General features: G+C 73.2%; 12 protein-coding genes and 3 tRNA genes. 9 read left to right on the top strand and 6 right to left on the bottom strand.

What is annotated here, in order from left to right:
* Positions 1–39: 39 nt before the first annotated feature.
* From ACIHAR_RS04185 to ACIHAR_RS04170, 4 genes are read left to right on the top strand one after another with little or no spacing between them, the layout of a single operon-like run.
* The gene (locus tag ACIHAR_RS04185; RefSeq protein WP_365454508.1) at positions 40–1,053 is read left to right on the top strand and encodes a zinc-binding dehydrogenase; all 1,014 of its coding nucleotides are present in this window, start codon (positions 40–42) and stop codon (positions 1,051–1,053) included.
* A 10-nt stretch (positions 1,054–1,063) separates the two neighbouring features.
* Positions 1,064–2,296, top strand: coding sequence for a polyketide synthase (locus ACIHAR_RS04180; RefSeq protein ID WP_365454505.1), 1,233 nt, complete (start codon positions 1,064–1,066; stop codon positions 2,294–2,296).
* 60 nt (positions 2,297–2,356) lie between these two features.
* Positions 2,357–2,785 (top strand): nuclear transport factor 2 family protein, encoded by a 429-nt coding sequence (locus tag ACIHAR_RS04175; RefSeq protein WP_365454502.1) that lies wholly within the window; start codon positions 2,357–2,359, stop codon positions 2,783–2,785.
* A 43-nt stretch (positions 2,786–2,828) separates the two neighbouring features.
* Positions 2,829–5,168 carry an amino acid adenylation domain-containing protein gene (locus ACIHAR_RS04170; RefSeq protein ID WP_400016734.1) on the top strand — a complete coding sequence of 780 codons (2,340 nt, stop codon included), beginning with the start codon at positions 2,829–2,831 and terminating at the stop codon, positions 5,166–5,168.
* A 53-nt stretch (positions 5,169–5,221) separates the two neighbouring features.
* Here the strand turns inward: ACIHAR_RS04170 and ACIHAR_RS04165 are convergent, their stop codons facing one another.
* Positions 5,222–6,037 (bottom strand): M28 family metallopeptidase, encoded by an 816-nt coding sequence (locus ACIHAR_RS04165; protein ID WP_400016732.1) that lies wholly within the window; start codon positions 6,035–6,037, stop codon positions 5,222–5,224.
* A 652-nt stretch (positions 6,038–6,689) separates the two neighbouring features.
* Between ACIHAR_RS04165 and ACIHAR_RS04160 the strand changes: the two genes are divergently transcribed.
* Positions 6,690–8,423, top strand: a complete 1,734-nt coding sequence (locus tag ACIHAR_RS04160; protein WP_400016728.1) for a protein kinase — start codon at positions 6,690–6,692, stop codon at positions 8,421–8,423.
* Between the two features lie 24 nt (positions 8,424–8,447).
* On the opposite strand, the gene ACIHAR_RS04155 is transcribed toward ACIHAR_RS04160, so the two are convergent.
* Both ACIHAR_RS04155 and ACIHAR_RS04150 read right to left on the bottom strand, forming a co-directional pair.
* Complete coding sequence (locus ACIHAR_RS04155; protein ID WP_365454490.1) at positions 8,448–9,296, bottom strand: transferase; 849 nt, start codon at positions 9,294–9,296, stop codon at positions 8,448–8,450.
* Positions 9,293–10,558 carry a glycosyltransferase family 4 protein gene (locus ACIHAR_RS04150; protein ID WP_400016725.1) on the bottom strand — a complete coding sequence of 422 codons (1,266 nt, stop codon included), beginning with the start codon at positions 10,556–10,558 and terminating at the stop codon, positions 9,293–9,295. The genes ACIHAR_RS04155 and ACIHAR_RS04150 overlap by 4 nt, the downstream gene beginning before the upstream one ends.
* Positions 10,559–10,868: 310 nt before the next feature.
* On the opposite strand from ACIHAR_RS04150, the gene ACIHAR_RS04145 reads away from it, so the two are divergent.
* Positions 10,869–11,204 carry a hypothetical protein gene (locus ACIHAR_RS04145; protein WP_365454484.1) on the top strand — a complete coding sequence of 112 codons (336 nt, stop codon included), beginning with the start codon at positions 10,869–10,871 and terminating at the stop codon, positions 11,202–11,204.
* Positions 11,201–11,650: a MerR family transcriptional regulator gene (locus tag ACIHAR_RS04140; protein WP_400016723.1), complete on the top strand. Its 450-nt coding sequence runs from the start codon at positions 11,201–11,203 to the stop codon at positions 11,648–11,650. The genes ACIHAR_RS04145 and ACIHAR_RS04140 overlap by 4 nt, the downstream gene beginning before the upstream one ends.
* Before the next feature lie 205 nt (positions 11,651–11,855).
* Here ACIHAR_RS04140 and ACIHAR_RS04135 read toward each other — a convergent pair.
* The 3 genes from ACIHAR_RS04135 to ACIHAR_RS04125 form a co-directional block, all read right to left on the bottom strand.
* Positions 11,856–11,929, bottom strand: a tRNA-Ile gene (locus ACIHAR_RS04135).
* Positions 11,930–12,109: 180 nt separating this feature from the next.
* Positions 12,110–12,182 (bottom strand) — tRNA-Asn (locus ACIHAR_RS04130).
* Between the two features lie 5 nt (positions 12,183–12,187).
* Positions 12,188–12,260 (bottom strand) — tRNA-Asn (locus tag ACIHAR_RS04125).
* 157 nt (positions 12,261–12,417) lie between these two features.
* Here ACIHAR_RS04125 and ACIHAR_RS04120 point away from each other — a divergent pair.
* Together ACIHAR_RS04120 and ACIHAR_RS04115 are read left to right on the top strand one after the other, a co-directional pair.
* Positions 12,418–12,723 carry a YtxH domain-containing protein gene (locus ACIHAR_RS04120; protein ID WP_365454478.1) on the top strand — a complete coding sequence of 102 codons (306 nt, stop codon included), beginning with the start codon at positions 12,418–12,420 and terminating at the stop codon, positions 12,721–12,723.
* Positions 12,724–12,774: 51 nt separating this feature from the next.
* A complete protein-coding gene (locus ACIHAR_RS04115; RefSeq protein ID WP_365454475.1) occupies positions 12,775–14,229 on the top strand; it encodes an FGGY family carbohydrate kinase in 1,455 nt (484 codons plus the stop codon).
* Positions 14,230–14,348: the final 119 nt, after the last annotated feature.

Genomic DNA, 14,348 nt, shown 5'->3' with positions numbered 1-14,348 from the left:
CCCGAACCTCGTGAACGTCCCTGAACAAGGAAGGTCCGCATGCCGCACGTACGTGGCGAAGCCGCCGTTCTCGTCGAACCCGGGCGCCTGGAGGTGGAGGAGGTCGCCTTCCGGGAGCTGCGCGAGGACGAGGTCCTCGTCCGCAACACCGTGGCCGCCATCTGCGGCAGCGATGTGCACCGGGTGCGCGCCGAGTCCCCCTTCTTCCGGGACATGCGCGACCACCCCTACCCCTGCCCGGCGGGCTATCCGGGGCACGAGGGCGTCGGTGAGGTCGTGGAGAGCCGGTCGGCGCGGTTCGCGCCGGGCGACCTCGTGCTGACCGTGCCCAACCACGCCTACATGGCGTCGTTCGCCCGCTACCAGACGATCGCCGACCGGTTCCTGCTGCCGGTGAAGGACACCGGGGCGCCGACCGTCCCTCTGATGGCGCAGCAGCTCGGGACGGTCGTCTTCGCGCTGAAACGGTTCTGGCCGGAGCCCGTGCCGGAGGGCCGGACCGCCGCCGTCGTCGGCGTCGGCTCGGCGGGCCTGCTGTTCCTCCAGCTGCTCAGGCACCGCGGTTTCGAGAAGGTCGTCGCGGTGGACCTGGAGCCGGGACGGCTGGAGGTGGCGCGTGCCCTCGGCGCCGAGGCGACCGTGCACGTGCCGGGACAGAGCGCCGAGGACGTCGTCATGGAGCTGACCGGCGGCCAGGGCGCCGACCTCGTCGTCGAGGCGGCCGGCACCGACGGGGCGCGCGAGCACGCGATGCGGATGGTCGGCCAGCAGGGCCGGCTGGGCTTCTTCGGCATGCCCGAGGACTACGAGATGCGCATCCCGTACGCCCATCTCTTCGTCCGCAACGCCCACTTGATCCACGCGGTGGGCGGCGCCCAGCTGGAGCCGGGCCTCGCCTCCTTCCGCACCGCCCTCGACCTGATCGGGGACGGCTCGATCCGCGTCGACGACCACATCACCCACACCTTCGACATCAAGAACGTCGCCGACGCCTTCGACCTCGCGCACACCCGGCAGGACGGGGTCGTCAAGGTCGCGCTCACCTTCGGCTGAGGGAGGTCCCATGTCAGAGCACTCCGCTCCCGTGGCCGTCGTCGGCGTGGGCGGCCGGTTCGCCGAGGCGCCCGACGTCGCGGCGTTCTGGGACAACCTCGTCGCGGGCCGCGACTGCTTCCGGCGCGAGCCGGTGCCGGTCGTGGAGGACCTGGGCGACGACCGGCTGCGGGTCCACTCCTGGGGAACGGCCCCGCACCGGGACACCTACGACAGCGCGCTCGTCGGCGTGGAGGGCCTGGACCCGCAGCACGGCATCCTCCAGGAGTCGCTGTGGCAGGCGGCTGAGGACGCCGGGGTGCGGCTGTCGGCGATCGCCGACCGGACGGCCGTGTACGCCGGCTGCGCCCGCACCAAGCACGTGCCGCGGGCCGCCTTCGACGACGTGGTGCACGTCGACCCGACGTTCGCCGGGCCCTACTTCTCCTACCTCCAGGACCTGTGGGGCGAGTCGCTGATGCTGGACTCGGCGTGCGCCACCTCGGCGGTCGCCGTCCATCTGGCCTGCCAGAGCCTGCGGCTGCACGCCTGTGACTACGCGCTGGCCGGCGCGGTGGCCGTCCAGGAGGACTCCGACGGCTCCTACCTGCGCACCCCGCGCAGCATCTACTCCACCGAGGGCATCGTGCGCCCCTTCGACCGCCGCCACAACGGCGTGGTCCCGGGCGACGGCTCCGGAGCGGTCCTGCTGCGCCGGCTCGACGACGCGCTCCGCGACGGCGATCCGGTCCACGCCGTCATCCGGGGCAGCGCCGTCACCAACGACGGCCGCGCCAAGCCGGGCTTCGTCATCCCCGGCGTCGACGGCAAGGTCCGCGCGGTCCGCCGGGCGCTGGACGCGGCCGGCCTGACCGGCGCCGACGTCGACTACGTCGAGGCGCACGGCGTCGGCATCCCGCTGAACGACCAGATCGAGGCGACCGCCCTGATCGAGGCGCTCGGCACGGACGGGCCACCGGTGGCGGTCGGCTCGGTGAAGGCCTCCGTCGGCCACTGCGACACCGCGGCGGGCATGGCCGCTCTGATCAAGACGTGTCTCGCCCTGGACCACGGCTTCCTGCCGGCGACACCGAACACCGAGGACCCGATCGAGGAGTTCACCGGTCGCGGAGCCCGCTTCGGCATCCTCCCCGAGGGCCGCCCCTGGCCCGCGCACGGCCGCCCCCGCACGGCCGGTCTGATGTCGGCCGGCGTGGGCGGCACCAACGCCTTCCTCGTCCTGGAGGAGGCCCCGGCCTCCTGACCAGCCGGCTCCCCGCCGGCCTCCCCGTTTCCCCTGTCGAACACCGATCAAGGAGCACGCATGTCCGTCACCGCCGACCTCTACATCGAGGTCAAGAACTTCTACGCCCGCCAGATGCGCGTCCTGGACGACCTGGACATCGAGCGGTTCACCGCCACCTTCACCGAGGACGGTTCGGTCGCCCACCCGCACCGCGGGGAGAAGGTGGAGGGGCGCGAGGCGATGCGCGCCAAGATGAAGAGCATGCTCCCGATGTACGAGGGGCTGGTCACCCGCCACTGGTTCGACCACTTCCTGATCGAGCCGGCCGAGGACGACGGCCTGCGCGTCACCTACTACTCCCTGGTGACCCAGACCAACACCGAGGACGAGGTCCACTTCTTCTCCTCCTCCAGCGTCGAGGACCGCATGGTCCGCGAGAACGGTGAACTGCGCATCCGCGCGCGGGTCATCCACCGCGACAACCCCAAGTACGGCCGGGTCATCTGACCCCCTCCCCACCGATCACGCCTCACGAAGGAGGGCAGAGCAGATGGCAGAGCCCTGGGAGCTGCCGCCGGCCGCGTGGAACGACACGGCACGGCCGTTCGAGGACCGGGCGAGCATGATCGACCTGATCGAACGGCGGGTACGGGAGCACCCGGACGCCCCGGCCGTCCGTCTCGGCGAGGGGGAGGTCAGAACGTACGGGCAGCTGTGGGCCGACTCCGGCCTGCTCGCCCGCTTCCTGAGCGGTCAGGGGGTGGGCCCGGGCTCGTACGTCGGCATCCTGCACGAGAACTCGTACGACAGTGTGCGGGCGGTCGTCGGTGTGCTGCGCACCGGCGCCGCCTACGTGCCGCTGGACGCGCGCTGGCCCGCCGCCCGGATCGCCGCGCCGGTGCGGCAGTTGGGCATCGGCTGGCTCGCCACCGGTCATGCGCTGGCGCGCCGGGCTGAGGAGGCCGGGCTCCTCGCGGGCACCGGTCTGCGGCTGGTCTGCACGGATCTGCGCGCCACGGCGCCGGACCCGCTCGACACGGAGGCGGTGGGCCTGCTGTGGGACACCGTCGCGGAGGACGAGGACCTGGCCCGGGCCTCGGGCTTCAACCAGAACCCGGCCGACGACGTCTCCGCCGCCCAGATCGACACCTACGTCTCCCGAGTGCGCGACCTCGTGCTGTCGGTGGCGGACCGGCCGAGGGTCGTCGAGGTGGGCTGCGGCGCCGGTCTGATCGCGGGCGCGCTGCGCGACCGGGTCGCCGCCTACACGGGTGTCGACGTGTCGTCGGTGGCGCTGGAGCGGGCCGGCCGGGAGTACGGCGAGAGCGCGCGGTTCGTGCACGCTTCCGCCGACGAACTGGGCCGGGTGGTGGCGCCGGGCAGCGCCGACGTGGTGGTGCTGGCCAGCGTCGCCCAGTTCTTCCCGGGGTTCGAGTACCTGCGGTCGGTGCTCCGGGACGCGCTGGGCGCCCTGGCGCCGGGCGGGGCGGTGGTCCTCGCCGACCTGGCGGAACCGGGCGAGGGCCATGACGCGGGTCATCTGCCCGTGCCCGCCGCCTGGTTCGACCGTCTGTCCGCCCGGCTCGGCGTGCCGGTCCGGGCGGAGATCCACCGCCGCGACGGGGACGCCTGGCCGCCGGTGCTGCGCCACCGCTACGACGTCGTGCTGCGCCCCGCGCCGACGGAGCCGGTCACCTCGTACGCGCCGGTGATCAGTACGTGGAGCGACGTGGAGGCCGCGCGCGACCTGCCGCTGCCCGCGGGGCCGGGCGCCGACGACTGCGCCTACGTCATCTTCACCTCGGGCTCCACCGGGGTGCCGAAGGGCGTCTCGGTGCGCCACCGCAGTGCCGTGAACGTCATCCAGTGGGTCAACGAGACCTACCGGGTGGGGCCGGGCGACTGTCTGCTCTGGGTCACCGCCCTCACCTTCGACCTCTCCGTCTACGACCTGCTGGGAGTCCTCGCGGCGGGCGCCAGCCTGCGGGTGGTCCCCGCGGCCGAACTCTCCGACGGGGAGCGGCTGCTGGAGATCATGGTGCGGGAGCCGGTGACCTTCTGGGACTCGGCGCCGGCCGCGCTGAGCATGGTGATGTCCTTCGCCGAGGAGCCGGAGGAGGGCGCCCCGGTGCCGAGCCTGCGGCTGGTCTTCCTCAGCGGCGACTGGGTGCCGCTGTCCCTGCCCGACCGGGTCCGGGCCCGCTTCCCGAAGGCCCACGTCGTGGCGCTGGGCGGCGCCACCGAGGCGACGATCTGGTCCAACCACTTCGACGTCGGCGCGATCGACCCCGAGTGGACGAGCATCCCGTACGGCAAGCCGATCCAGAACGCCCGCTACTACGTCCTGGACGACGACCGCAAGCCGTGCCCGATCGGCGTGGAGGGGGACCTCCACATCGCGGGCGTCGCCGTCGCGGACGGGTACGTCGGCGACCCGGAGCTGTCGGCCGCGAAGTTCACGGCGGACACGGTCGGCGGCCGGGAGGGCGAGCGGATGTACGCCACGGGCGACCGGGCCCGCTGGATGGCCGACGGCAACCTGGAGTTCCGGGGCCGCCGGGACGACCAGGTCAAGGTCCGCGGCTACCGGATCGAACTGGGCGAGGTGCTGGCCGCGTTGCGGCAGGTGCCGGGCGTGGTGGACTGCGCGGTCACCACGCTGCGCGGCGACGACGGTCCGCAGATCGTGGCGGGCGTGGCGACGGGCGGCGACGGGCCGGAGCTCTCCGGAGGTCTCGTGCGCCGGCACCTCACCAGGACCCTCCCCGGCTACATGCTCCCCGAGCACGTGCTCGTCCTGCCGGCCCTGCCGGTCGGGCCGACGGGCAAGGTGGACCGGGAGCAGTTGGCCCGGCTCGCCGCCCGCCCCCGGGGAGGCCGGCGGACGTGAGGGAGGAGGGGGACACCCGGCCGGTGCCGGATGTCCCCCGGCCTCGCCCGGCGCTACTTGCGCACGCCCAGCTTCCACACCATCGCCGCCACGGCGTCGGTGTTGACGTCCAGGGCGCGCCGGTCGATGTTGGCGGGGGTGTCGCAGGCCAGGTGGTAGCACTTGTCCATGGCCTCACCGGCGGTGCCGCCCCACTTCGCGGCCTGTTCCGGGGTCTTGATCTCGGCGGAGCCGGTGAAGATCCCGCCGACCCGGACGCCCTTGGCCAGGAACGGCTCGTGGTCGCTCCGGCCGTTGAGGGCGGTGGCGGGTTCGGTGGGGATGCCCTTGGCGGTGAAGTACTGGTTGAAGTGCCGGGCCACATCGGGGCTCTGGTCGTAGACGAAGTACCCGGGGTTGGGCGAGCCGATCATGTCGAAGTTCAGATAGGCGCTGATGCGGGACAGTTCGGCGGGCGGCAGAGTGTTCACGTAGTGGGTGGAGCCGATGTACGTCTCCTCCTCGGTGCCCCAGAAGGCGAACCGGAGGTGCTGGGAAGGGGTGACCTTCTTCGCGGAGACCGTCAGCGCGGTTTCCAGGATGGCCGCCACGCTGGATCCGTTGTCGTTGATTCCAGGGCTGGTGTCCACCGAGTCGAGATGCGCCCCGACCATGAGAACCTTTCCGGACTGACCGCCGCGAGGCCAGTCGGCGATCAGGTTCCAGCTCTTCTTCCCGTTGAATTCGAATTCCTGGAGCGAGGTTTTGTATCCGGCCGCGTCCAGCTTTTCCCTGACGTAGTCCACGGACGCCTGATAACCGGTCGTGCCGTGGGCCCGGTTTCCGTTGTTCGCGTCGGAGATCCGCTGGAGCGCATGGAGGTGCCGCATCACCTCGGCCACCGGAACATCGGGCGCAACACGCTCCTGAACAGGCTCTTCGGCGTGCACACCGGCCGTCCCCAAGAGCAGGACGGACAGCGTGGAGGCCGCGACGACGGCAGGGCGTAACGACTTGAAAGGCACTGCGTATTTCCCCTTTGCGGTGCGGGTGCGGTTTTCCGATCCGGGGTTCCCGTGATCACCATGAATACTTCCACGGCCCCCGGACGCACACCACCCACTTTCACAACCGGAATGAAGCGGACGCTCCTTTTCCGCCAGACCGGCGACAACGGCTTTCTCGGGCGGGGGCACACCGAAAATGACGGGTGCACGGCTTCGCGTGTACTGATGTCCCGGGTGAATTCATGGCGCATTTCATTCCTCGCCCGGCCGCCGTCCACCGGTCCGGCGCCGCCCGGCCCGCGTGGGCGCGGGGCGCGGGAAGCCCGTCGCGCCGTGGACCCACCGGGCGCCCGTCGTTCCCCGGCACGGGCGCCGGCCGGCTCCGCCCCGCGCAAGGGGGCGGAGCCGGCGCTTTCCGGAAGTGCGGGATTCCCCCTGACCGGGCGCCGGTGCTCGGCTAGCCTCGTCTTCTCTTGATGCCGAACTGACGTACGTCGAAAAGCACTTCGGGGGATCAGTGTCAGAACAGCGGCCGGTGCCACCGGGCCCCGACGCGAGCGGGGCAGCCGCGCTGCGCCGGGCCGGCGCCACACCCCTGCGTCCCGCCGACCCGGACCTCGTGGGCCCCTATGTGCCGCTCGCGCTCCTCGGCAGCGGCGGCATGGGCCGGGTCTATCTGGCCCGCCCCGTGGACGACAGCCCCGGCCTGGTCGCGCTGAAGGTGATCAGGCCCGAGTACGCGGAGGACGCCCGGTTCCGGCGCCGGTTCGAGCGCGAGGCGTCGGTGCACGCCCGGCTCCGCACCCCGTACACCCCGAGGCTGTGCGGGACGGGCTTCCGGGACGAACTGCTGTGGATGGCCACCGAGTACCTCCCGGGCCTCGACCTGGCGGAGGCCGTGCGCGAGGACGGCGCCCTGGAGGCGGCCCCGGTATGGCGGCTGACGGCGTGTCTGGCACGGGCGCTCGCCGAGCTCGCCGCCGCGGGGGTCGTGCACCGGGACCTGAAGCCGTCCAACGTCCTGCTGTCCGTCCGGGGCGCGCATGTGATCGACTTCGGCATCTCGAAGGCGGTGGACTCGAGTTCCCTCACCGGCACGGGCAACCGGGTGGGAACTCCGGCCTACATGTCGCCCGAGCACCTCCGGACCGGCCGTTCCGACACGGCGTCGGACGTCTTCTCGCTGGCCGGGACGCTGGTCTACGCGGCGACGGGACGGGCTCCGTTCGGTGACGGCACGGGCGTCGACGTGATGCACCGGGTGGCGTTCGAGGAACCGGATCCGGACCTGCTCGGCGGCATCGCGTCGGCGGACCCGGCCCTCGGCGCACTGCTGTCCGCCTGTCTGGCCAAGGAGCCCGGACAGCGGCCCACCCCGCAGGACCTCGTGGACGCGGCCGCCCCGCACGCCGGGGCGGCCGACTGGGCCGAGCCCCTGCGCGGCAGGGTGCTGGCCCGGCAGGAGGCGTACGAGACGCTGCACCGCCTTCCCGCGGCGCGGAGGTACCGCCCGGGCCCTCCGGACCAGCGGGCGATCCCTCCCGTGCCTCCCGCTCCGGCCCCACCGGCGGAAACCCCCGGCTCTCCGGTCACCCCGCCCTCCGGAGGGCCGCGCCCGTCGGCACTCCGTGTCCGGGGCCGCGGCAAGCCGGCGCGGGCCGTGGTCGCGGCCGCCGCCCTCTGCGCGGTCACCGCGGGCGTCGTCCTCGTGCTGACCCGCCAGGACGCGCCCGCCACGACCGCGCACCCCCCGACGGCCCTCGACGGCCCCGTGGCCGGCGAGGCCGCCTCCCCCGCGCCCGGGGCGGCGGACGGAACCTCTCCCGAGGTCAGGTCGGGCAGCGCTCCGCACGCCGACGGCGCCGCCGAGGACCCCGCGGTCCCGGTGACCCCGGCGCCCGCCTTCGCATCCCCCGACGGCACCCGCCCGGGCGCCCCCTCCCCGTCCGCCGTGGAGTCCGAGCCCTCCGCCGACGTCACGGCATCCCCCGTGAGCCCGTCCCCCACCCCCACGGCCCCGCCCTGGATCTCCGACTGCGCCTACTACTCCGGCAAGGGACGCACCGGCCCGGGGGACAGCGGCAGACGCGTCCTGCAGGTGCAGTGCATGCTGACGGAACGCGGGTACGCCGTGGGCGACGGCGGCGTGGACGGCGAGTTCGGCGCCGGCACGGAGTCCGCCGTACGGAGACTGCAGAGCGACAAGGGCCTGACCGCGGACGGTGTGGTGGCCCGGGAGACCTGGGCGGCGCTGCGCGGCCCGGAGTGACGCCGGCGCGCCGCCCGGCGCGGGTCACCCGCGGGCGGCGCCCGTCACCTCCACGCAGAGGTCGTTGTCGGCCGTGTAGCAGGGACGCACTGCGGCGCCACCGACCGAGCCCGTCGGATAGACGAAGATCTCCTTGCGGTCCGCCACGTCGTCGAACAGGCGCCCCACCCGGATCGTCGGAGCCTCGTCGGCGGATCCGGCCCGCACGGACACGTCCCAGACGTGGCGTCCGGTCGCGTCGTCGGCAACCAGCTCCCCGTGGCCGACGGTGAAGGAGAATCCCCTGCCGTCGTCCTCCACCCGTGGTCGCAGGGTCCGTACGGCGCCGCTCGCGTCCCTGCGGCGCAGGTGGACGGCGGCGCCCTCGGAGAGCGAAGCGCCGTACAGCCGGGCCGTGACGGTCGTCGACCGGTCCGTGACCGCGATGCCCCCGACCTCCGCGTGGGCGGTGCGCAGCCAGGCCCGTACCGCGAGGTGGCCGTCCTTGGTGGGGTACGGAATCCGCACGGCCACCGGTGACGGCCATGCGCGGAGGTGCCCGTCGACGAGGGCCCGCAGGTCGCGCAGACCGGGCCGCAGCCGGCGTTCCGCGGCTCCCGGTTCGGGGAGCAGGCAGGCGTCCCAGTGCCCTTCGGCGAGCGCGATCCGCGGCTCCAGGACGGCGCGTCGGCGGCCGTCGCCCACGGGTTCCAGGTCGAGGACGTGCGGGGTGGTCGCGGGCCGGCCCTTCTCGGGACGCAGCCGCAGCAGCAGTCGGGGTGACGGGAGGTCGTCGGCCTGCGGCCGCAGCACGAAGGTGATCCGGCCGTCGGTGTCGGCCGTGCAGTCGGCACGCGGGTGCGTCTCGTGTGCGGTGCGGGGTTCCGTGGTCATCGCCGCCTCCGGCGTATCGGGCGCAGCGCGCGGGCGGCCGCGGCATGGGCGGTGTCGCGCGCGGCGTACCCCTGACCGACCAGGGCCCGTCGCAGCCGGCCCGTTCCCCGTGCGGCCGGCCGCCCGGTCCTCCTCGCCGACATGGCCTCCTCGATCAGGCGCTCGGCCTGCTCCAGGACGGGCCCGGGGGCGAACCGTCGCGCGTTCTCGACGGCCGTGCGGCCCATCCGCCGGCGCCGCTCGTCGTCGCGGACGAGGTCCAGCAGCGCGGCGCCCAGCGCGTCCCGGTCGCCGACCGGCACCAGCCGTCCGTCGGCCCCGTCCTCGATGATCTCGCCGGGTCCGTACCGGCAGTCGGTGCTCACCACCGGCAGTCCGCAGCGCATCGCCTCGACGATGGTCATGCCGAACGGCTCGAAGTCGGACGCCGCGGCGCCGATCGAGCCCTTGACCCACTCCGCCTCCATGGGCGCCGCGGCGCCCATGAGGAAGACGTTGTCGGACAGGTCGAGGCGGTGGACGAGCGCCCGCAGCCGGGCGTGTTCGTCCCCGTTGCCGTAGATGCGCAGCCGCCAGTCCGGGTGCTCGGCGGCGACCAGGGCGAACGCCTCGATGAGCAGGTCGTACCGCTTCACCGGGACCAGCCGGCCGGCCGCGACGACCACCTTCGCGGTGCCGTCGGCGGCCGGCAGCACCGGATCGGGAACACTGTTGGGCAGGGCTTCGACCCGTACGCCGGGCAGCCACATCTTGCGCCGGTAGGCGGCGGCGTCCGCCTGCGTGACCGTGGTGAGCACGTCGAGCCGGCGGTAGGCCCGGCGCAGCGCGGTGCGCAGCCGGGGCGGATGGTTGTCCAGGGTGAGGTGCTCCTGCCCGACGCGCGCGACGTGTTCCGGCGCCTGGAGGGCGAGGTGCACGTTGAGGCCCGGCCGGGTGCCGATGACCACGTCGGCGCCGATCGTCGCCAGGCACTCGCCGATCCGCTGGTCCGTCAGTTCGCTGTACTGGCGGTGGCGGTACTCGGCGGCGGGGAACACGAGCGCCGGACGCCGGTGGAGGGGATGCGCCTTCTCGTGCCGCAGGTCCACCAGCGGGCGTAAGGAAACTCTCGGGTCCAGGGCGAAGTTGGGGTCCTCGCGGTGCCGGAACACGGACACGATCTCCACGTCGTGCCGCCCGGCCAGCGCCTGGGCCAGATTGAAGGTCGTGGTGATCGTGCCTCCGATCCCGTAGGCGTTGTGGAGCAGGAATGAGATCTTCATGCGCCCTAGACTGCGCCGACTTCCCCGGGGTTGCCCGCTGTTATCGCTTCGTGGTCCGACGGAGCGGGCCGTCCCGGGCGCCCGACGGCCCGGCGCCGGGCGGTGCACGAACACGGCGATGACCCTGCCGAGTCGTACGTCGCCCGCGACGGGTGCCCGTGGGTCGGTGCCGCGTTCCCGCGCCTCGCCGGCGCGCACCGGGGCGTGCCGGGCGAGCGGGCCGTCTTGCCACCGGTACCCGGGTACGGGTTTACCGTCGAACACGTCCCCGCCCGCACGGTGCGGGTGCCCAACGACGGGAGTGGTCACCATGACGACCTGGGTGCCGCGGTCCTGCACGCTGCCCGGCGCAGAGCAGCCGCTGCGGGTCGCGGAGTTCGACGCGTTGTTCGCCGGGCACCTGGCCGGTTCCTCCCGGCCGGACCGGCTGCGGCTGCGGCTGGTGTTCACCGGCGGGCCGGGCGTGGAGGAGACGGTGCGCGACCTGGTGGCCCGTGAGAGCGGCTGCTGCTCGTTCTTCACCTTCACCATCGGCCCCGGCCCGGAGCGGATCCATCTGGACGTCGAGGTGGACGGCGTCCACGAGGGCGTCCTGGACGCCCTCGAACAGCGGGCCGCGGTGGCCTCCGGCCGGGACCTGCCGTGAGTGGCGGCGGCCTGCGCAGCGGTCAGGTCGCGGAGGCGGCCGGGGTGAACATCCAGACCCTGCGCTACTACGAGCGGCGGGGCCTGCTGGCCGAGCCCGGCCGCAGTTCCTGCGGGCACCGCGTCTACGGCGAGGACGCGGTCACCGTGCTGCGGGTGATCAAGGCGGCCCAGCGTCTGGGCTTCACCCTCGACGAGGTGGCCGGGTTGCTGGAGGCCGGCCGCCACCGGCACGGCCGGCCCGTCGCGGGATTCCAGGAGCGCGCCGCGGCCAAGCTCGCCGAGGTCGACGCGAGGATCGCCGATCTGCACACCGTCCGCGCCGCTCTGCTCACCGCGGTCGCCGCGGGTTGCGACGACCTGACGGCGTGCGCGTCGACGCCCTGCTGCCCCCTGCCGTTCGGCGACCTCGCCGCGGGGAGCCGCCACGTCGGCCCTTGCGACTGATCGCCTGAGGGTGACTCATGTGACCGCGATGAGCCGTGGATCACCTGCGCGATCTCCACGGGCGGGCGCCGCCTTCGGGCGGTCACCTCGGAGAAGACCCCAGCGAACACCCCGGGCGACACGCGAGCAGCGCGCTCGGTCCGTCGGGTCGGAGCCGGGACTCCGACCTTCGCAGGGAACGTTTCCCCAGGTCAGAAGGTGGAGGTGGGGCGGGTGGGACTCGAACCCACGGCCGACGGATTATGAGTCCGCTGCTCTAACCGGCTGAGCTACCGCCCCATAGCGGCGTGTCGCGTACATGTGTGCGCGCCGTCTGCCGCAGCATAGCCGCTCATACGATCTCACGCTCCGCCTGGTCCGACGTCGCACGACCATGAGGACCCCGCCGCGACCTGCGCGGTTCCCGCCGGAGTGGAACCCACATGAAAAAGGACCCCTACGGGGTCCTCGATCACGATGCTCCCCCGACTGGACTCGAACCAGTAACCTGCCGGTTAACAGCCGGCTGCTCTGCCAATTGAGCTACGGAGGACCGAGCTCCCCCGACTGGACTCGAACCAGTAACCTGCCGGTTAACAGCCGGCTGCTCTGCCAATTGAGCTACGGAGGAATGCCTCGTTGCATCGAACGTACCTACCTGGGTATTCGCCAGGGGGCGGGCGCTCGCTGCGACACATACATTAGCGCAAGCAGGGGGGTGCTCCGCCAATCGGTTCCCCCGGCACCGATGTCGCACCGCAGACCTACACGAGGGAAGGGTGGCCGTCATGCGCTACCGGCTCACGTTCGTCGTCGGACTCGCCCTGGGCTACGTGCTGGGCACGCGCGCCGGGCGCGAGCGTTACGAGCAGCTGAAGAAGTCCGCCCGGCAGGTGGCGCAGAACCCGGCGGTGCGCAACACCGCGGAGTCGGCGGCGCAGCAGGGCCGCCAGTTCGCGGGCCGGGCCTATCACGTGGTGAGCACCAAGGTCGGGGACCGGATGCCCGACTCGGTCGCGGACCGGGTGCGGTCGCTGCGGGAGCGCTCCGCGCACAGCAACGGGTCGGACGACTGGGGCACCAGTAACACGTAGGGGTGGCGGAGCCGACACGTTCACCCCCCGCGGTGCGGCAGAATTTTCGCCATGGGGATAGTCGCCGGGTTGGACAGTTCGCCCGATTTCACTCGTATCGTCGTCTGCGACACGGACACGGGGGCCGTGCTCAGGCAGGGATATGCGCCGCATCCGGTGGAGAGCCCCGAGGCCGGGGGGCGGGCCAGCGACGTCGATCCCCAGGCCTGGCTGCTGTCCCTGGGGGAGGCGGCCGGCGGGGGCCTGCTCGAAGGGGTGCAGGCCATCGGGGTGTCCTCGCAGCAGAACGCGGTCGTGCCGCTGGACGCGCAGGGCGGCACCGTGCGGCCCGCGATGGTCGGCGGTGACAAGCGGGCGCAGGTCGCGGCCGCCGATCTGATCGACGCGCTCGGCGGGCGCGAGGCCTGGGCGCAGGCCGTGGGCTGTGTGCCGCAGGCCGCGCAGCCGGTGACCAAGCTGCGCTGGCTGGCGAAGAACGAGCCCGACGCGGCGATGCGTACCGCCGTGCTGATGCAGGCCCACGACTGGCTGGTGTGGCAGTTGCTCGGGCGGCCCGTGCGGCGGACCACCGACCGGGGCGGGGCCTCCGGCACGGGGTACTGGTCGGCCGCCACCGGCGGCTACCGGCCCGACCTCGTGGAGCTGGCGCTCGGTCACCAGGCCATGCTGCCCGAGGTGATCGGCCCGTCGGACGCGGCCGGTACGACCCCGGAGGGCCTGCTGATCTCCGCCGGGACCGGCGAGACCATGGCGGCGGCCCTGGGGCTGGGGATCGGGCTCGGCGACGCGGTGGTGTCGCTCGGCGCGTCCGGGTCCGTGATGGCCGTCCACCCCGAGGCGCTCGTCGACCAGACCGGGATGATCACCTCTTTGGCGGACGCGACGGGCATGCACCTGCCGGTCGTGACCACCCTGAACGCCGTACGGACCCTGCGCGGGGCCGCCGAGCTGCTCGGGGTACCGGATCTGGAGAGTCTGTCCGAGCTGGCGATGAAGTCGACGCCGGGGGCGCACGGGCTGGTGCTGCTGCCCTACCTGGAGGGCGAGCGCACGCCGAACCTGCCGCACACGGCGGGCACGCTGGCGGGGCTACGGCGCGAGTCGATGAAGCCGGAGCACTTCGCGCGGGCCGCCTTCGAGGGCATGCTGTGCGGGCTCGCGGACGCGCTGGACGTGCTGCGCGGGCGGGGCGTGGAGGTGCGGCGGATCTTCCTGCTCGGCGCGGCGGCCGAGCTGCCGGCCGTGCAGGCGGCGGCGCCCGCGCTGTTCGGGGCGCAGGTCGTCGTCCCGCAGCCGGCCGACTACGCGGCGATCGGGGCGGCGCGGCAGGCCGCCTGGGCGCTCGGGGTGTCCCAGGGCACCCTCGATCCGCGGATGCCACCGGCCTGGCACGGGCCGGCGGCGCAGGTGCTGGAGCCGGGCGAGGAGCTGGCCGTCGGGCAGGCGGTGCGGCAGCAGTTCGTGTCGGTGCGGGAGCAGACGCATCCGTCGGCGTTCCGCCCGTAGGGCCGCCCGCCGCTCGTGGGGCGGCGGGCGGGAAGAGGCGACCTGGCACACCGCCCTGGCGTTAATCAGTTGAGGTAACGCCGGTGGAGTGTTCGACGATAGGGGCCACGGGCAACCAA

It is taken from the genome of Streptomyces sp. NPDC052016 (assembly GCF_044548445.1).
Taxonomy (GTDB): domain Bacteria; phylum Actinomycetota; class Actinomycetes; order Streptomycetales; family Streptomycetaceae; genus Streptomyces.
This window is presented reverse-complemented; position numbering and strand designations above follow the sequence as displayed.